Origin of the sequence: Actinoplanes sp. NPDC023714, assembly GCF_040639855.1 — a bacterium.
Taxonomy (GTDB): Bacteria; Actinomycetota; Actinomycetes; order Mycobacteriales; family Micromonosporaceae; genus Actinoplanes.
The window spans coordinates 290,715-308,457 of sequence record NZ_JBFAAR010000004.1; the positions used below are offsets into that span (position 1 = coordinate 290,715).

15 protein-coding genes are annotated in these 17,743 nt (G+C 73.1%); 11 read left to right on the top strand and 4 right to left on the bottom strand.

Annotated elements, in window-relative coordinates; all coding sequences use genetic code 11:
- The first annotated feature begins 25 nt into the window (after positions 1-25).
- Both AB0G10_RS20670 and AB0G10_RS20675 read left to right on the top strand, forming a co-directional pair.
- Positions 26-1,774, top strand: a complete 1,749-nt coding sequence (locus AB0G10_RS20670; protein WP_360924976.1) for an ABC transporter ATP-binding protein — start codon at positions 26-28, stop codon at positions 1,772-1,774.
- A complete protein-coding gene (locus tag AB0G10_RS20675; protein WP_360923783.1) occupies positions 1,771-3,528 on the top strand; it encodes an ABC transporter ATP-binding protein in 1,758 nt (585 codons plus the stop codon). Before AB0G10_RS20670 ends, AB0G10_RS20675 begins: the two co-directional genes overlap by 4 nt.
- Positions 3,529-3,645: 117 nt before the next feature.
- Here AB0G10_RS20675 and rpsD read toward each other — a convergent pair whose 3' ends face one another.
- On the bottom strand, positions 3,646-4,254 hold the full coding sequence (rpsD, locus tag AB0G10_RS20680; RefSeq protein WP_014441675.1) for a 30S ribosomal protein S4: 609 nt from the start codon (positions 4,252-4,254) through the stop codon (positions 3,646-3,648).
- Between the two features lie 70 nt (positions 4,255-4,324).
- Here rpsD and AB0G10_RS20685 point away from each other — a divergent pair, with 70 nt between their 5' ends.
- On the top strand, positions 4,325-5,080 hold the full coding sequence (locus tag AB0G10_RS20685; protein WP_360923786.1) for a DUF2470 domain-containing protein: 756 nt from the start codon (positions 4,325-4,327) through the stop codon (positions 5,078-5,080).
- 171 nt (positions 5,081-5,251) lie between these two features.
- Here AB0G10_RS20685 and AB0G10_RS20690 read toward each other — a convergent pair whose 3' ends face one another.
- Entirely contained in the window at positions 5,252-7,942 is a 2,691-nt protein-coding gene (locus tag AB0G10_RS20690) for a hypothetical protein (protein WP_360923789.1), read from the bottom strand.
- A 207-nt stretch (positions 7,943-8,149) separates the two neighbouring features.
- On the opposite strand from AB0G10_RS20690, the gene hisI reads away from it, so the two are divergent.
- From hisI to AB0G10_RS20705, 3 genes are read left to right on the top strand one after another with little or no spacing between them, the layout of a single operon-like run.
- The gene (gene hisI / locus AB0G10_RS20695) at positions 8,150-8,533 is read left to right on the top strand and encodes a phosphoribosyl-AMP cyclohydrolase (protein ID WP_360923792.1); all 384 of its coding nucleotides are present in this window, start codon (positions 8,150-8,152) and stop codon (positions 8,531-8,533) included.
- Complete coding sequence (locus AB0G10_RS20700) at positions 8,530-10,038, top strand: anthranilate synthase component I (protein ID WP_360923795.1); 1,509 nt, start codon at positions 8,530-8,532, stop codon at positions 10,036-10,038. The genes hisI and AB0G10_RS20700 overlap by 4 nt, the downstream gene beginning before the upstream one ends.
- Positions 10,035-10,583, top strand: a complete 549-nt coding sequence (locus AB0G10_RS20705; RefSeq protein WP_360923798.1) for a Trp biosynthesis-associated membrane protein — start codon at positions 10,035-10,037, stop codon at positions 10,581-10,583. Before AB0G10_RS20700 ends, AB0G10_RS20705 begins: the two co-directional genes overlap by 4 nt.
- Before the next feature lie 22 nt (positions 10,584-10,605).
- On the opposite strand, the gene AB0G10_RS20710 is transcribed toward AB0G10_RS20705, so the two are convergent.
- A complete protein-coding gene (locus AB0G10_RS20710) occupies positions 10,606-10,878 on the bottom strand; it encodes a hypothetical protein (RefSeq protein ID WP_360923801.1) in 273 nt (90 codons plus the stop codon).
- A gap of 407 nt (positions 10,879-11,285) precedes the next feature.
- Here AB0G10_RS20710 and trpC point away from each other — a divergent pair, with 407 nt between their 5' ends.
- Genes trpC through AB0G10_RS20735 form a run of 5 tightly spaced genes read left to right on the top strand, consistent with a single transcriptional unit; the run spans position 11,286 to position 16,438 of the window.
- Positions 11,286-12,077 carry an indole-3-glycerol phosphate synthase TrpC gene (trpC, locus tag AB0G10_RS20715; protein ID WP_041830607.1) on the top strand — a complete coding sequence of 264 codons (792 nt, stop codon included), beginning with the start codon at positions 11,286-11,288 and terminating at the stop codon, positions 12,075-12,077.
- Positions 12,074-13,315, top strand: a complete 1,242-nt coding sequence (trpB, locus tag AB0G10_RS20720) for a tryptophan synthase subunit beta (protein WP_360923804.1) — start codon at positions 12,074-12,076, stop codon at positions 13,313-13,315. The genes trpC and trpB overlap by 4 nt, the downstream gene beginning before the upstream one ends.
- Positions 13,312-14,112 (top strand): tryptophan synthase subunit alpha, encoded by an 801-nt coding sequence (gene trpA / locus AB0G10_RS20725; protein ID WP_360923807.1) that lies wholly within the window; start codon positions 13,312-13,314, stop codon positions 14,110-14,112. Before trpB ends, trpA begins: the two co-directional genes overlap by 4 nt.
- 54 nt (positions 14,113-14,166) lie before the next feature.
- Positions 14,167-15,246 carry a prolipoprotein diacylglyceryl transferase gene (gene lgt / locus AB0G10_RS20730; RefSeq protein ID WP_360923810.1) on the top strand — a complete coding sequence of 360 codons (1,080 nt, stop codon included), beginning with the start codon at positions 14,167-14,169 and terminating at the stop codon, positions 15,244-15,246.
- A gap of 16 nt (positions 15,247-15,262) precedes the next feature.
- On the top strand, positions 15,263-16,438 hold the full coding sequence (locus AB0G10_RS20735; RefSeq protein ID WP_360923813.1) for an NAD(P)/FAD-dependent oxidoreductase: 1,176 nt from the start codon (positions 15,263-15,265) through the stop codon (positions 16,436-16,438).
- Positions 16,439-16,831: 393 nt separating this feature from the next.
- On the opposite strand, the gene AB0G10_RS20740 is transcribed toward AB0G10_RS20735, so the two are convergent.
- The gene (locus AB0G10_RS20740) at positions 16,832-17,704 is read right to left on the bottom strand and encodes a GNAT family N-acetyltransferase (protein ID WP_360923816.1); all 873 of its coding nucleotides are present in this window, start codon (positions 17,702-17,704) and stop codon (positions 16,832-16,834) included.
- Between the last annotated feature and the right edge of the window lie 39 nt (positions 17,705-17,743).

Below are 17,743 nucleotides of genomic sequence, written 5' to 3' on the forward strand. Positions count from 1 at the left end.
ATTGAGCGGCAAGGCCGGCAGTGACGTGCTGGTACGGGGACTCCGGGTGCTCGGCCACGCGATCCGTACCGAACCACGGCTCTTCGTCATCGGCACGATCGGCAGCAGCCTCTTCGGCCTGCTGATCATCGCCAACTCGTACGTGATCGGCTTTGTGACCGGCCACGTCGTCGTGCCGGCGTTCGCCGCGGGGAGCGTGACCACCGCCTCGCTCGCGTCGATCGTGGCGATCCTCGTGGGCATCAGCGGACTGCGGGTGGCGAGCATCTTCGGCCGTCGTCTCGGCGCCGGCTACATGCAGTTCCGGCTCCAGGCCCGATATCGCCGCGCGGTGACCCGGCGCTATCTGTCGCTGCCGCCCTCCTGGCACCAGAAGCACGCCACCGGGACGCTGCTCTCCAACGCGAACTCCGACGTCGAGGCGGCGTTCGTCCCGATCGCGCCGCTGCCGTTCGCGGTCGGCACCATCGTGATGATCGCCGGCGCGATGATCGTCCTCTTCGCCACCGACTGGGTGCTCGCCCTGGTCGGCGTCGCGCTCTTCCCGACGCTGTTCGCGCTGAACCTGGCCTACTCCCGCCGGATGTCGCCGCGGCAGATCCACGCCCAGCGGATGCGTGCCAAGGTCAGCGCGGTCGCGCACGAGAGCTTCGACGGCGCGCTCGTGGTCAAGACGATGGGCCGGGAGGCCGACGAGTCGCGCCGGTTCGGCGTCTTCGTCGCCGAGCTGCGCGACGCGCTGATCGCGGTGGGCCGGCTGCGCGGCGTCTTCGACCCGCTCATGGACAGCCTGCCCAGCGTCGGCACCCTCGCCGTGCTGCTGATCGGCACCTGGCGTCTGCAGACCGGCGCGATCAGCGTGGCCGAGCTCGTCAGCGTCGCGTTCCTCTTCACGGTGCTGGCCTTCCCGGTGCGCGCGATCGGGTGGGTGGTCGGGGAGCTGCCGCGCAGCGTGGCCGGATGGGAGAGGGTCCAGGCGGTGCTTTCGGCGTCAGGCGATCTTCCGTACGGGCGGAGCACGGTCCCCGGCACCGGCCCGGCCGAGCTCACCTTCGAGCAGGTGAACTACCGCTACGCGAATGGTCCGGCGGTGCTCACCGACGTGACATTCACGGTCCCCGCCGGCCAGACCGTCGCGCTGGTCGGCGCGACCGGCTCCGGCAAGTCCACGATCGCCTCGCTCGCGGTCCGGCTCGTCGACCCGGAGTCCGGCAGCGTGGCGATCGACGGCGTGAAACTGCCCGATCTGGCCGGCTCGGCGCTGGCCGGGGCCACCGCGCTGGTGCCGCAGATCCCGTTCGTCTTCGACGACACCGTGCGCGGCAACATCTCGCTGGACCGGGACGGCATCACCGACGACGAGGTCTGGCACGCGCTGCGGCTGGCCCAGGCCGACGGATTCGTCGGCGGCCTGCCGGACGGGCTCGGCACCGAGGTGGGCGAGCGCGGCACCTCGCTCTCCGGCGGCCAGCGCCAACGGCTCACCCTGGCCCGCGCGCTCGCCGGCCGGCCCCGCCTGCTCGTGCTCGACGACGCCACCAGCGCGGTCGACCCGCGGGTCGAGGCCGCCATCCTGGGCGCGCTGCGCGACCGGGACTCCGGCACCTCGATCCTGGTCGTGGCGTACCGGCGGGCCACCATCGCGCTCGCCGACCGGGTGGTCTACCTGCACCAGGGCCGGGTCGTCGCGACCGGCACCCACCTCGAGCTGATGGCGACCCAGCCCGGCTACCGGGACCTGGTCACGGCGTACGAGAAAGCGGATCAGCAGTGACGGACGGCACGCTCGCCACGATCAAGCGGGGGCTCGCGCTCTCCCCGGAGCTCCGGACCGGCCTGCCCGGCACGGTCGGTCTCGCGCTGCTGCAGATGAGCGGCCGGGTCGCCGTGCCGATCGCCGTGCAGCAGGGCATCGACCGCGGCGTCAACGCCCCCGGCGGCCCGAACCCCCGGGTCGTCCTCTCGGTGGTGGCGCTCACCCTGCTCGCGCTGCTCGTCTCGACGGTCTGCGGGTACCTGATGACCCGGCGGCTGTTCACCGTGAGCGAGACGGCGCTCGGCTCGCTGCGGTCCCGGACGTTCCGGCACATCCACGACCTGTCGATGCTGCACCAGCAGTCCGAGCGGCGCGGCTCGATGGTGTCCCGGGTGACCAGCGACGTCGACCAGATCTCCACGTTCCTGCAGACCGGCGGCATCCAGCTGCTGCTCGCGAGCGGCCAGCTGATCGTGTCGACGGTGGTGATGGCGATTTACTCGTGGCAGCTCACCATCGTGGTGCTGCTCGCCTTCGGGCCGGCGGTCGCGGTGATCCGGCTCTTCCAGAAGCGGCTCGCGGCGGTCTACCGCGCGGTCCGCGAGCGCACCGGGGTGATGCTCGGCGCCGTGGCGGAGAGCGTCGTCGGCGCCACGGTGATCCGGTCGTACGGGGTGGCGGACCGCACCGGCGAGCGGCTCGACTCCTCGATCGAGGACCTGCGGCTGGCCCAGCAGAAGGCGCTCAAGACCAGCGTGACCAGCTTCTCCAGCGGCGAGATCGGCGCCGGCCTGGCGCTCGCCGGGGTGGTCGTGGTGGGCACCCTGCTCGGCGTGGACGGCGGCCTCACGGCCGGGCAGCTCACCGCGTTCCTGTTCCTGGTGACGCTCTTCATCCAGCCGGTGCAGATCGCCACCGACATGCTGAACGAGGCGCAGAACGCGGTGGCCGGCTGGCGCCGCATCCTCGACGTGCTCGACGTGGAGCCGGACGTCGCCGACCCGGACGACAGCGGTGTGGCACTGCCGGCGGGTCCGCTCGGGGTCCGGTTCGCGGACGTGTCGTTCCGGTACCCGGGCGGGCCGATCGTGCTCGCCGACGTCGACCTGGAGATCCCGGCGCGGACCAAGGTCGCCGTGGTGGGCGAGACCGGCAGTGGCAAGACCACCTTCGCGAAGCTGCTGACCCGCCTGATGGACCCGGTCGGCGGCGCGGTGCTGCTCGGCGGGGTGCCGCTCACCGGCGTACGTTTCTCGTCGCTGCGCTCGCGGGTGGTGATGGTGCCGCAGGACGGATTCCTGTTCGACGCGACGGTGGCCGAGAACATCCGGTTCGCCGAGCCGTCGCTGACCGACGAGCAGCTCCGGGACGCCTTCACGGAGCTGGGGCTCGGGGACTGGCTGGCCGGGCTGCCGGACGGGCTCGAGACCCCGGTGGGCGAGCGCGGCGAAGCGCTCAGCGTGGGGGAGCGGCAGCTGGTGGCGCTGGTCCGGGCGTACGTGGCCGACCCGGATCTGCTGGTGCTCGACGAGGCGACCAGCGCGGTGGACCCGGCCACCGAGGTGCGGTTGCAGCACGCGCTCGACCTGGTCACCCGCGGACGGACCACGGTGGCGATCGCGCACCGGCTGTCGACGGCCCAGGCCGCCGACGAGGTGATCGTCGTGGACGCGGGCCGCGTCGTGCAACGCGGCCCGCACGCACGCCTCGTCGCCGAGGAGGGTTCTATCTACGCCAAGCTCTACGCCAGCTGGTTGGAACAGACGCGCTGACCGGATGTGGTTCCCGGTGAGATAGGCGCGTCGCCCGCCGCGGCTGCTGCCGGCCCCTCAGGAGCCGGGCAACCGCGGCGGGAAACCCGCCATCTCAGCGATTCGTGAGCCGCTTCATCAGCGGGCGTAGTACTCCACGACCAGCTGCTCGTCGCAGAGGACCGGGACCTCGGAGCGCTGCGGCGCCCGGACCACGGTGGTGCGCAGCTCCTCGAGAACCGTCGACAGGTACGGCGCGGTCGGCCCATCGATGTGGGTGCCGGTCGCGGCGATCTGGAACGGCGGCTTCGAGCGGCTGGTCTCCTTGACCTCGATGACCTGACCCGGCTTCAGCTTGTAGCCGGGGCGGTCCACCTTCTTGCCGTCCACGGTGAAGTGGCCGTGCACGACCAGCTGGCGGGCCTGGTAGATGGTCCGGGTGAAGCCGGCGCGGAAGACGGTCGCGTCGAGGCGGCGCTCGAGCAGCGTGACCATGGTCTCGCCGGTCTTGCCCTCAGCCTTGTGGGCGGCGTCGTACGCGGCCCGCATCTGGACCTCACTGATGTTGTACTGGTGGCGGAGGCGCTGCTTCTCCAGCAGACGGACCTGGTAGTCCGAGCTCTTGCGGCGGCCACGGCCGTGGACGCCCGGCGGGAACGGGCGGCGCTCGAAGTACTTGACGCACTTGCGCGTCAGAGGGATTCCCAGCGCCCGCGAGAGCTTCGCCTTGGGTCGAGAGTTGTTCAACAGAGATCTCCTGTTACGGTAAGCCTTGCCTAACTTAGGTAAGCCTAACCGGTGCCCGGAGGTGCTCGTCATGCAACCCAGTCCCGCCGAGATCGCGCGCACGCTCGCCGCCGGTCACCTGCCCGCCGTCGCCCACATCGCCTGCCGTCCCGGACCGGTTCCGGTCCGGCACGTGACCGACGCACAGGGACGCGTGCTTCTGCTAGTGCCCAGCGAGGGTACCCTCGCCACCGCGCTGCGGCCACAAGACGGGAACGACGACACCGCCCTCGTCCTGGACATCCGGGACGTGCCGCCGATGGCCGCCTCGCCGTCGCTCGGCCGGGTCTGGGTGTCCGGCTGGGCCGCCCGGCTCACCGGCGAGGACGCCCGGGCCGCCGCGCTCGACTACGCCGACACCGACGCCTGCGGCGACCTGCTCGACATCGGCGAGAGCCAGACGCTCTACCGGATGGACGTGGCCGAGGTGCGGTACGAGCGCCACGAGAACCTCGTCGAGATCGACCCGGACGACTACGCGGAGGCCACCCCGGACCCGCTGCGCGCCGTCGAGTTCGACCTCATCGCCGACCTGGCCGACCACCACGTCGAGGAGATGAGCGACTACGTGAAGCGCCAGCTCGGCGCGGCCGCCCGGCCCGGCGACGAGCCGCGCGTGGTGCGCATGGACCGGTACGGCTTCCTGGTCCGGATGGGCAAGCGCAGCGCCCGCCTGGCCTTCCCGCGCCCGGTCACCGACCGGCACGACCTGGCTCACCTGCTGCACCCGATCCTGTGCCGCCGCTGCACGCCGGACAGCAGCGCCGCGGATCACACCGCCGCCTGACGCGGCCCGCTGACGGGTGGGATCCCGCAGCCCCCTTCTGCCGCCGTCGGGCTGCGGAATCCCACCTCGTGCTCTGCCGGCCGGTGCCGCGGCCGGCAGAGCACACTTTTTCTTCCTTCCTCTTCCTCGCGTTTCCGTCCTCGCGTTTCCGTCCTCGCGAGAGGGCGGGAGCTAGAGGGAGAGGATGCGCTCCAGGAATTCGCGGTAGTTCCGCATCGCCATCCGCATGCTCTCGGTGTCCGGGGTGCCGCCGCGCAGCGGGTCCAGGTCGTCCCGCTCGGCCAGCAGCACCTCGGTGAGCTCGTTCACCGCGTCGGTGAGCAGGTCGTGCGCCCGGGTGAGCGCGTTGACCGGGTCGTCGACGAACTCCGCCTTCACCTCGTGCCACGCCGCCCGGAAGTGCCGGGCCGCGTCCTCGTCCCAGACCGTCCGGGTGATCTCGGCCTCACCGGCCGCGGTCTCCTCCTCGGCCGCCGACCGTCGGCCCGGGCGGCGCACCGGCTCGGCGTCCTCGAGGCTGGCCGAGCGCCGCGGCGCGATCGGCTCGTCGTCCTCGAAACCGCGGCGGGCGCCGACCGCGTGGCCGGTCACGCCGTTCTCCGGGAACGCGCTGCTCTCCGGGAAGGCTCCGTTCTGCGGAAACGCTCCGTTCTCCGGGAACGGGAAGGACGGGAATTCGGCCGGCGGCGGCGTCACCGATCCGATCCCGGGCGCGGCCGGGGTGACCGACGCCACGCCGAACGCCTCGGGGGACCGGCCCAGCGGGTAGCCGCTCGGCGCGTACCCGCCCGGGTGGAATCCGAGGGCGGGGTCGGCGGCCGGCGTGTCGTCCGAGCGGTCCACCGGGGAGTCCGACGGGGTACGCGTCGCCGGGATCTGCACGGTCGGGAACTGGATCGCCGCGGCCTTCGCGCTGGAGACCGCCGGACCGCCCGAGGTGGGCGCCTCGCCGGCCGGCCGGCCGTTGTCGAAGGACCGGTCGCCCTCGAAGCCCCGATCGCCGTCGGAGAGTTCCGCGGTGCCGAAGGGCCGGTCGCCGTCGGAGGCCCGGTCGGCGCTGGAGGCCCGGTCGGTGTTGGAGGCCCGATCCGTGTTGGCCCGATCCGTGTTGGCCCGGTCCGTGTTGGAGGGCCGGTCGCCGTCGGAGGCCTGCGCCGCGGTGGAGGGACGGCCGAAGCCGGAAGGCCGGTCGAAGCCGGTGGGCCGGGCCACGCCGGACACCCGGCCGTTGTCGCCGGGACCCTGGCCGGCGTCCGGGAAGCGACCCGGGTCGCCGAAGTCACCGAACGGTCCCGCGTCCCCCTCGGGCAAGGCGGCGTCGTCGTCGAGCGGCATGCCGGAGACCGGTTCGAGCGTGACGGCCGGGTGGTCCGGCGTGAAGTTCGGCACCGGCGGGTAGGCGAAGCCGGGCGAGACCGGGACACCGGCAGCCAGCGGGTCGGGAGCCGGCCCACCGGACACCGGAATCCCGGACGCGGGCACAGCCGACCCGGGCACACCGGAGCCGGCCAGGCCGGGCGAGGGCACACCGGAGCCGGCCAGACCAGGCGCGGGCACACCGGAGGCGGGCACACCGGACGCCGGAGCGCCCGAGACCGAGGCGCTCGCGCTGCCGGACATCGGGCTGCCGGAGATCGGGCTGCTCGAGACCTGGGCGGGCGCCGGGTTCCCCGAGGTCGGCGTGACCGGGTGGTTCGCACTCGGCACCGACGCCCAGCCGGCGGCGGTACGCGAAGCGCCGTCCGAGGCCGGGCTCTCCTCGCCCGCGTCGCCCGCTGCCGCCGTGCCGTCGAGGCCTGCCACCTCGCCGGTCTGGGCGTAGCCGGGCGCTCCTGCCCGTCCGTTCATGTCCTCACGTCCGTTCTCGTCACTGGGCCCCGCCCCGTCGGCGGCGTCCTGGTCGGCGTCCGCGGTCGTCTCCGCCGCGGGTTCGTCCGCCGGTGTCGCTCCGTCCGGCTCCTCGCCGTCCGGCTGTTCGGCCCTGTCGGCCTGGTCGTCCCCGCCGCCCTCGCCGGCCCGTCCGGCCGAGTCGTCCTGTCCGGTCCGGTCAGCCGAGGCGTCCCGGCCGTCCTGTCCGGTCCGTCCGGCCGAGTCGTCCAGACCGTCCTGTCCGGTCCGGCCGGCCGAGCCGTCCTGTCCGGTCCGGCCGGCCGAGCCGTCCTGTCCGATCGGTCCGGCCGAGTCGTCCTGTTCCGTCTGGTCGGCCGAGGTGTCCCGGCCGTCCTGATCGGCTTTGCCGGCGCCTAGAGGGTCGCCGGGTTCGGCCGGTTCCGCAACCGGAGGTTCGTCCGGTTCCGGGTCGGCTTCCCCGGCGTTCGCGCCGCCGGCGCGCCCGTCCCGTTCCTGGCCGGACGCCTTTCCCGGGGACTCGGCGGCCGCACCCCGGCCGCCGAACAGGAACCGCCCGGTCCCGCCGAGACGGAATCCGCCGAACGCGCCGTCCCGGCCCGGCGACTGCTCGCCGGCCTCGGGCCCCTGGGACTTTACGTCCTGGACGGGCTGGGGCCGCTCGTCCGCCGGGGCTGAGTGATCAGTATCGCGGGCCGGCGGCGCCGGGGACGGGCGACCGCCTGCGGGCTGGCGCTGAGCGGAGCGCCGGCCCGCGCGGTTCAGGCCGAAGGGGTCGGCGGGGGAGGACCGTGGGGTGGGCACGGCCGGCCGGACGCCAAAGCCGGTGAGCAGATCGGCCGGGGTCTCCAGAGGCTGTTCCGGTTTGGGGCGGGAGCCGAGCGCCATCATCTCCGCGTCCTCCCCGGCCGGGCGGGCCGCCGGGGCGGGCGTGTCCGCGTCCGGGCGGACCTGCCAGAACCGGGCGAGGCCGGGCGAGGGCCGGGTGTTGTCGGGGCTGGACGTCGGCTCCATCTCGGTTTTCACCACTCCCGTTGCGGGTGCGCGCCCGCCGGAGGCGGTCCGGAAACGACCGAGACGGCAGGCGCCGGGCAGTCAGGCATGAGCGCGCGCTGGGGCGACGGTACCGCTCCGCAAGGCCCAGCACACCCCCGGTTACCGGATCGTGGGCCCTCCGCGGGGCGTTACCGGTCCGCGAGCCGATGGGGGAGAATCCAGTCCGTGCCCGTACCCGAAACAGAGACGACCCTCGACCCGGCGATCGCCGCGAGGCTCAAGCGCAATCCCGACGGACTGGTCGCCGCGGTCGTGCAGGAGCACGGCACCGGTGAGGTGCTGATGCTCGGCTGGATGGACGACGAGGCGCTGCGCCGCACCCTCGCGACCGGCCGTGCCACGTACTGGTCCCGGAGCCGCCAGGAGTACTGGGTGAAGGGCGCGACGTCCGGCCACCACCAGCACGTGAAGCGGGTGTCGCTGGACTGCGACGGCGACGCGCTGCTGGTCACCGTCGTGCAGACCGGCGCGGCCTGCCACAACGGCACGCACACCTGCTTCACCGACGATCTTGCGCTGGAGAAGCTGGAGAAGGAGGGGGAGGAATGACGAGCGGAGCCACCACCCCCAGCGAGGCGGACTTCCTGCGCAGCCGGAAACGGGTCGTGCCGGTCACCCGCAAGCTGCTCGCAGACGGTGAGACGCCGGTCGGTGTCTACACCAAGCTGGCCGGCGGGCCGGGGACCTTCCTGCTGGAGTCGGCGGAGCAGGGCGTCGCCTGGTCGCGCTACTCGTTCATCGGGGTCCGCAGCGCCGCCACGCTGGTGGAGAGGAACGGAGAGGCGGAGTGGCTGGGGACGCCGCCTGACGGCGTACCCCTGGGGGGTGATCCTGTCGCGGCCCTGCGCGAGACGGTGGCCGCGCTGACCGCCGGAGCGCAACCCGACGAGGATCTTCCGCCGCTCACCGGTGGCATGGTCGGCTATCTCAGCTACGACCTGGTGCGGCGCTTCGAGCGGCTGCCCTCCACCGCGACCGACGACGTGCCCCTGCCCGAGCTCGGCATGATGCTCGCCACCGACCTCGTCGTGCTCGACCACCACGAGGGCTCGGCCCTGCTGGTGGCGAACGCGGTGCTCGCCGAGGACGCCGGCGAGGCGGCCCGGCGCGCCGCCTACCACCAGGCGATCGGCCGGCTCGACGCGATGACGACGGCGCTGTCCCGGCCGACCCCGCCGATGGTCTCCACGGTGGAGCGGCGGCCGACCGGCGAGCCGGTGAGCCGGACCGCGCCGGGGGAGTACCAGAAGGCGGTGGAGAGCGCGAAGGAGGCGATCCGGGCCGGCGAGTGCTTCCAGATCGTGGTGGCGCAGCGGTTCGAGCGCCCGACCGACGCGAACGCGCTCGACGTCTACCGGGTCCTGCGGGCCACCAACCCGAGCCCGTACATGTACCTGCTCCGCTTCGACGACTTCGACATCGTCGGGTCCTCGCCGGAGGCGCACCTCAAGGTCAGCGCGAACCGCACCGCGCTGCTGCACCCGATCGCCGGCACCCGCTGGCGCGGCGCCACCCCGGAGCAGGACGCCGCGCTCGCCGCCGAGCTGCTCGCCGACCCGAAGGAGCGCTCCGAGCACGTCATGCTCGTCGACCTGGGCCGCAACGACCTGGGCCGGGTCAGCGAGCCGGGCTCGGTCGAGGTGCCGGAGTTCGCCCGCATCGAGCGCTACAGCCACGTCATGCACATCGTGTCCACGGTGGTCGGCCGGCTGCGCGAGGACCGGTCGGCGTTCGACGCGCTCGCCGCGACGTTCCCGGCCGGGACGCTCTCCGGCGCGCCGAAGGTCCGGGCCATGGAGATCATCGAGGAGCTCGAGCCGACCCGGCGCGGCCTCTACGGCGGCACGGTCGGCTACTTCGGGTTCGCCGGCGACATGGACATGGCGATCGCGATCCGGACCGCGCTGCTCAAGGACGGGGTGGCCTACGTCGGCGCGGGCGCCGGCATCGTGGCCGACTCCGACCCGGCCGCCGAGGAGCAGGAGACCCGGAACAAGGCGGCCGCGGTGCTCGCCGCGATCGCCGCCGCCGAGACGCTGCGCGCCGCCCGATGAGCCGTCGTTCCCAGCTGGTGTCGATCCTGGCCTGCCTGGCCGGCGGCGGGCTCACCCTCTATGCCGTGACCCGGGTCTGGTCGGTCCAGGTGGAGATCCGGCCCGGCCTCTCCGACCTGCGCACCGAGCAGACCGGCGCCGCGTCGCAGCCCTGGCTGATCGGCCTCGCGCTGGTGGCGCTGGCCGGGACCGGCGCGCTGCTGGCGACTCGCGGCAGGGTGCGGCGTGGGCTGGGCGTGCTGCTCACGCTGATCGGCGCGGCCATCGTCGTGGGCGGCGTGCTGGCGCGCGTCACCCTCGACGCCGGCGAGGCCGGCGCCTCGGCCTATCTCTGGCCGGTGGCGTGCGTGCTGGGAGGCGCGGCCGTCGCGGCGGGCGGCCTGCTTGCCGCGCGTCACGGTCATCGGTGGTCGGCCATGTCTGCCCGGTACGAACGAAGCACCGCGACGCCGGACCGGCCGGTAGCCCGATCGGCGGCCGGGGAGACCGATACCCGGTCACTCTGGGACGCGCTGGACCGGGGGGACGATCCGACAGTCCGCTGAATCACCCATATGGGGCATTCCCTCAGCGGGCGGCGGCCATCTTCTTCGCCCGGGCGGGGCGGCGCGGACTGGTCGCGATCATCGCGGCCACCGCGCGGCTCGTCTCGGCACGGGCCGCGGCGCGGGCACGGTCGGCCTGGATCGCCGCCCACGCGTTGTCCCGCGCGGTGCGCACGTTGCCGGGACCGACCACCACCTTCTGCACGCCGGTGACGACGTCCGCCGCGAGAGCGACGAGGGTCCGGGAGACGGTGGCGAGATTCGTCGGCTGCTGAGGGTTCAACGGCTGAGACATGAGGTCGGCTCCGCATCATCGTCCGGCTGGCGCACTCGTCCTCGGACTGTGGCGCCGGGACAAGTCTGCCCCACGCCCATGATGGTGGAGTCCTATTTCCGCACGGTGACGGTCGGGTCAACGCGCCGTGGTATCGACCGTTCGGGGGAGGGGTCCCTGCACAGCGGCTTGACAGCATCGGAGCAGATGTGAGGGAGGAGACATCCGCGCCGGGCAGCCTGGCATTATGCCCCAGCCCAATCCGTGAGGCGCGCCATACCCCGGCAGCCCGGGGACCGTCGTCACCTCCTAGCATCGGGCCGAAGACACCCGGAGAGGGGAGTCATTACGTGACATCCGATCAGGCGGAAGCGGGCAGTGGCGGCCCCGCGCAGCGCGGAGCGGCTCCGCAGAACGTTCTCGAGGAGATCCTCGCCGGTGTGCGGGAGGACGTAGCGGCACGCCAGGAGCGCACGCCGCTGGAGAAGGTGCGTGAGCTCGCGGCGGCGGCGCCGCCGGCGATCGACGCCTACGCGGCCCTGCGCAAGCCCGGCGTGGCGGTGATCGCCGAGGTGAAGCGGTCGTCGCCGTCCAAGGGCACGCTCGCCGACATCCCGGACCCGGCCGAGCTGGCCGGGGAGTACGCGGCCGGTGGCGCGCGCTGCATCAGCGTGCTCACCGAGGGCCGCTGGTTCGGCGGCTCGCTGGACGACCTCGTGGCCGTACGCAAGTCGGTGAAGATCCCGGTTCTGCGCAAGGACTTCGTGGTCTCCAGCTACCAGGTGCACGAGGCGCGGGCCCACGGCGCCGACCTGGTGCTGCTGATCGTCGCGGCCCTCGAGCAGAACGTGCTTGTCGGCCTCCTGGAGCGCATCGAGTCGCTGGGCATGACCGCCCTCGTCGAGGTGCACAACGAGGAGGAGGCCGACCGGGCACTGGAGGCCAACGCGAAGGTGATCGGGGTGAACGCCCGCGACCTGCGCACCCTCGAGGTGGACCGCTCGGTCTTCGAGCGCATCGCGCCCGGCCTGCCGAACAACGTGGTCAAGATCGCCGAGTCCGGCGTGCGCGGCCCGCACGACCTGATCCGGTACGCGTCGGCGGGCGCCGACGCCGTGCTGGTCGGTGAGGGCCTGGTGACCCAGAAGTCCCCGCGCGACGCGGTGGCCGAGCTGGTCAACGCGGGCAACCACCCGGCGACGCCGCGGCCGGTCCGATGACCGCGCCGTCACTACCGGATCTAGCCGGGCACTTCGGCCGGTTCGGCGGCCGGTTCGTCCCGGAGGCGCTGATCAAGGCCCTCGACGAGCTGGACGCCGCGTACCGGTCCGCCAAGGCCGACCCGGAGTTCCAGGCCCGGTTCCAGGACCTGCTGCTCAACTACGCCGGCGTGCCGTCGCTGCTCTACCGGGCGACCCGGCTCTCCGAGGCGCTGGGGGCGGAGATCCTGCTGAAGCGGGAGGACCTGAACCACACCGGCGCCCACAAGGTGCGCAACGTGCTGGGCCAGGCGCTGCTCGCCAAGCGGATGGGCAAGCCCCGGGTCATCGCCGAGACCGGCGCGGGCCAGCACGGTGTCGCGAGCGCCACGGCGGCCGCGCTGCTCGACCTCGAGTGCGTGGTCTACATGGGCGAGATGGACACCGAGCGGCAGGCGCTGAACGTGGCGCGGATGCGGATGCTCGGCGCCACCGTCGTACCGGTGACGAACGGCTCGCGGACCCTCAAGGACGCGCTCAACGAGGCGCTCCGGGACTGGGTCACCACCGTCGACACCACGCACTACCTGCTGGGCACGGCGGCCGGGCCGCACCCGTTCCCCGAGCTGGTCCGCGACTTCGTCGGCGGCATCGGCGTCGAGGCGCGGGCCCAGGTCCTGGAGATGACCGGCCGGCTGCCGGACGCCGTGGCGGCGTGCGTCGGCGGCGGCTCCAACGCGATCGGCATCTTCCACGCGTTCGTCCCCGACGAGTCGGTGCGGCTGTACGGCTTCGAGGCGGGCGGCGACGGCGTGGAGACCGGCCGGCACGCCGCGTCGATCACCGGCGGGTCGGTCGGCGTGCTGCACGGCAACCGGACGTACCTGCTGCAGGACGACGACGGCCAGACCATCGAGTCGCACTCCATCTCGGCGGGCCTGGACTACCCGGGCGTCGGGCCGGAGCACTCCTGGCTGCACGACACCGGGCGGGCCACCTACGAGCCGGTGACCGACGCGGAGGCGATGTCGGCGTTCCAGCTGCTCTGCCGTACCGAAGGCATCATCCCCGCGATCGAGAGCGCGCATGCCCTCGCGGGTGCCGCGAAGATCGCGCCGCGGCTGCGCGAGGAGCTCGGCCGGACCCCGACCATCGTGGTCAACCTGTCCGGCCGCGGCGACAAGGACGTGCACACGGCCGGCGCCTACTTCGGCATCCTCGACCCGGTCGAGACCGTCGTCCCAGGGGAGAACACGTGAGCATTTCGGAGACGTTCGCCCGGGCGAAGGCGGAGAACCGCTCGGTGCTGGTCGGCTGCATGCCGGCCGGCTTCCCGACGGTGGACGACAGCATCGAGCAGATGATCGAGATGCACCGGTCCGGGTGCGACGTCATCGAGGTCGAGCTGCCGTACTCGGACCCGGTCATGGACGGCCCGGTGATCCAGAAGGCGAGCGACATCGCGCTCGCGAACGGGGTCCGCACCCGGGACACCCTGAAGATCATCGACGCGGTCTCGTCGGCCGGCGCCACCGTGGTGCTGATGACCTACTGGAACCCGATCGAGAAGTACGGCGTCGACGCGTTCGCCCGCGACCTCGCGGCGGCCGGGGCCACCGGGCTGATCACGCCCGACCTGATCCCGGACGAGGCGCAGGAGTGGATCGCCGCGTCCGACGCCCACCGGATCGACCGGACGTTCCTGGTCGCGCCGAGCTCGACCGACGAGCGGATCGCGATGACCCTGGAGAACTGCCGGGGCTTCGTCTACGCCACCGCGCTGATGGGCGTGACCGGCGCCCGGACCTCGGTCTCCTCGCAGGCGCCCGAGCTGGTCTCCCGGATCCGGAAGATCGACCCGGACCTGCCGGTCGGCGTCGGGCTCGGCGTCGGCAACGGCAGGCAGGCCGCCGAGGTGGCCGCGTTCGCCGACGGGGTGATCGTGGGCAGCGCCCTGATCCGGTGCATGCTCGACGCCCCGGACCGCACGACCGGCCTGGACCGGCTGCGCGCGCTCAGCGCCGAGCTGGCCGAGGGCGTTCGCGGGGCTTCATGAAATCGCAGCCCGCCCGGCACTGACCCGGGAGCCTGGCGGCGGTAGCGTGTGCCCGTGATTATCGCCGCCATCCCCAGCCCCACGACGTCCGTGTGGCACCTCGGGCCGTTCCCGGTCCGTGCCTACGCGCTCTGCATCATCCTCGGCATGGTCGTCGCCACCCTCCTCATGGAGAAGCGACTGCGCAACCGTGGTGTCGCGCCGTGGGTCTCGCTGGACATGGTGGTGTGGGCGGTGCCGTTCGGCATCATCGGCGCCCGCATCTACCACCTGATCACCTCGCCGCAGGACTACTTCGGCGCCGGTGGCGACCCGATCCGCGCCTTCTACATCTGGGAGGGCGGCCTCGGCATCTGGGGCGCGGTGGCCGGCGGCGCGCTCGGCGCCTGGATCGCCGCCCGGCAGATCGGCCTGCCGCTCAGCGTCTTCGCCGACGCGCTCGCCCCGGCGCTGCCGGTGGCCCAGGCGATCGGCCGGTTCGGCAACTGGTTCAACAACGAGCTCTACGGCAAGGTCACGACGCTCCCGTGGGGCCTCGAGATCCACGAGATGGACTCGGCCAACCCGGGCCACGCCACCGTGATCGACGGCGAGCCGGTCACCAAGCCCGAGCTCTACCACCCGACCTTCCTCTACGAGGTGGTCTGGAACCTCGGCGTGGCCGGCCTGGTCTGGCTGCTCGACCGGAAGTTCAAGTTCGGCCGGGGCCGGGCGTTCGCGCTCTACGTCATGGCGTACACGGCGGGCCGGGTCTGGATCGAGATGCTGCGCACCGACGAGGCCAACCACTTCTTCGGCATCCGGCTCAACGTCTTCACCGCGATCGTGATCTTCATCGGCGCGGCGATCTACTTCGTCGTGATGAAGGGCCCCCGCGAGTACGTGGTCCCGATCGACGCGCCGGAGACCGCGCCCGCGCCGGCCGCCGGCAGTGACGTCTCGCAGGTCGACGTCGCCGGCGGCGAGGAGGAGGGCCGGAAGATGCCGACCGCCTACCAGGTGGTCAGCGAGGAGCGCTTCCTCGCCTATCAGCGGACCGGGATCCTGCCGCCCGCTGCTTCCCCCTCCGATCCCGCTTCCTCGGAGGAGGAGACGGTCCCGGCCACACCCTCCTCCCCGGAAGAGAAGAACTAGACGTCAGGACCCGGGCATGCGTACGGCCGTAGTAGTCGGCGCCGGCATGTCCGGGCTGGCCGCCGCCGGGGCGCTGGCCCGCTCCGGCTGGCGGGTCCTCCTCCTGGAGCGGGCCGAACGCGTCGCGGCCCCGCCCACCGCCGTGGTGCTCTGGCCGAACGGTCAGCGGGCCCTCGCGGCGCTCGACCCGGACGGCGGGTGGTCGGCGGTCTGGTCGCCGCTGCCCGACGGGGGAGTGCGCCGGCCCGACGGCCAGTGGCTGGTGGCGCCGCACGTCCGGCCCGGGACCGGTCCGGCCCCTGCGGCGGTCCATCTGGAGGATCTGTACGACGCCCTGATCGCCGGACTGGGCGACGGGGTGGAGATCCGGACCGGCTTCGAGGTGACCACGGTCGTCGCCGGCGAGGGACGGCGGCCCGCGGTGGGCGACGGCCGTACCGTGATCGAGGCCGACCTCGTGGTCGGCGCCGACGGGATCGACAGCCGGGTCCGCGCCGCGGTGGCGCCGGAGGCCGTGGCGCTCGGCGCCGGGCTGGCCGCCTGGCAGGCGGTGATCCCCGGCTTCCGGGTGCCGGACCTGCCCGGTTTCGTGGGCGGGGAGACGCTCGGGTCCGGCTACCGGTTCGTGGCGATCCCGCTGGGACCGCTCCGGGGCGGCGTCTACTGGGTGGCGACCGCAGCCGGCGCGGCCCGGCCCGAGTCGCCGGCCACCCAGCTGACCCTGCTGCGGCGGTGGTTCGCGGGCTGGCACGAGCCGATCGGCGCGCTGCTCGCCGCCACCCGGCCCGAGGAGCTGATCCCGCAGGGGGTCCGGGAGCTGCGGCCACTGCCCCGGGCGTACGGGTTCCGGTCCGGCCCGGGCGGGGTCGTGCTGATCGGGGACGCCGCCCACGCCATGCCGCACCACCTCGGTCAGGGCGCCTGCCTCGCGTTCGAGGACGCGGCGACGCTGCGCTCGCTGGCGGCCGGGGTGGCGTCCGGCGGTGACCTGGGCGCGGCCGTCGAGGAGTACAGCCGGCTGCGCCGTCCCCGCACCACCACGGTGATCCGGCAGAACCGGCGGATGTCGGCGGTGGTCCAGGCCCGCGGCCGGTTGGCGCTGCGGGCCCGGGACGCCGCCCTCAACCACATGCGCCCGCGGATCCTCGGCCGCACCCTCGACCCGGTCACCGACTGGTCCCCGCCGGACTGAGCCCCGACCCGCCGGCTCCCGATCCGCCCGGCTGCACCCCGCCCGGCTGTACCAGGGGGCGACATTTCGGGCGCGAAGTGGGCGCTGGCGTGCAGCCAGGTTCGGGTGGCTGTACTGGAGGGCGACATTTCGGGCGTGAAGTGGGCGCTGGCGTGCAGCCAGGTTCGGGTGGCTGTACCGGAGAGCGACATTTCGGGCGTGAGGTGAGCCCTGGCGTACAGCCGGGTGCCGGCGGAGATCACAGTCTGGGACGGGGACGCTTTCGGCCGCCGGGTCGGGCCGGACCCCTGTGAGCGCTAACAACGATCACGTAGGTAAGGGCCGGGTGGGGCCACGGTGCTTACGGCGTACCAGATCCTGGGAATTGTGAGGGAGTCGGGCGAGCCGGGAAGATCACAGCGGGACGGCCGTCGGCTCCGCGATGCAGGCGGTGCCCACCCGCCGGAAACCGACGCGGGTGTAGAGGCGGGCCACGTCGTCGTCGCCGGCCGACAGCAGCACGAGATCGACCCCGCGGGCCAGCAGGCGGCCGGTCAGCGTGGCCGTGAGCTGCGACGCGTAGCCCCGGTTGCGCGCCGACGGCAGCGTCGCGACCCCGACGATCTCGGCGACCGTGCCGACGCGCTGGCTGGTCGCCGTGGCGAGGATGCCCTCGGTCGGCGACTCGGCGACGGCGGTCACGTAGTCCCCGCTCTCCAGCATCCGCCGGGTGCCCTCCACGGCCTCCGGGGTCAGCTCCTCGGCGGCGTCCCGCTCGGCCGGTCCGGCACCATCGATGACCAGCGTGTTCTCCACGACTTCGAGGGGAGCGCGGTAGGCCGGGGCGCCGAATCCGAGCCGGGCCACGGCCCGGGACGCGCGCAGGTCGGCCGGGAAACTGGGCGCCGCCGGATCGAGGTAGCGGATCCGGGCGTCGCGGATCGGCAGGTCCGGGACGAGCGCCGCCGGATCGAGCACGAGCAGGGGCGCGAGCAGCACGTCGAGGCCCGCGGAACGGGCCACCGCGAGGAGGTCGGGCGTGGTCTCGTGCACCCACTCGAAGGACTCCGGCAGGCCGAGATCGCGCTGGCGGCGGCGGGTCTCCAGGATGTCGGCCGCGGAAGGGGCGTGCGAACCGAGCCGCGGACGGGCATAGTAGGGCCAGCCCTCGCCCTCGCGGACGAAGAGATTCAGCGAACCGATCTCCTCGGCCCGCGCCCAGGGTCGGGGCAAAGCGTCGTAGAACCGTTCGAGCCGGTCGAAGAGGCCGGAATCCACTGGCGCCATCGCGCGAGACTACCGGTCCACGCACCGGCTGTGCTATTC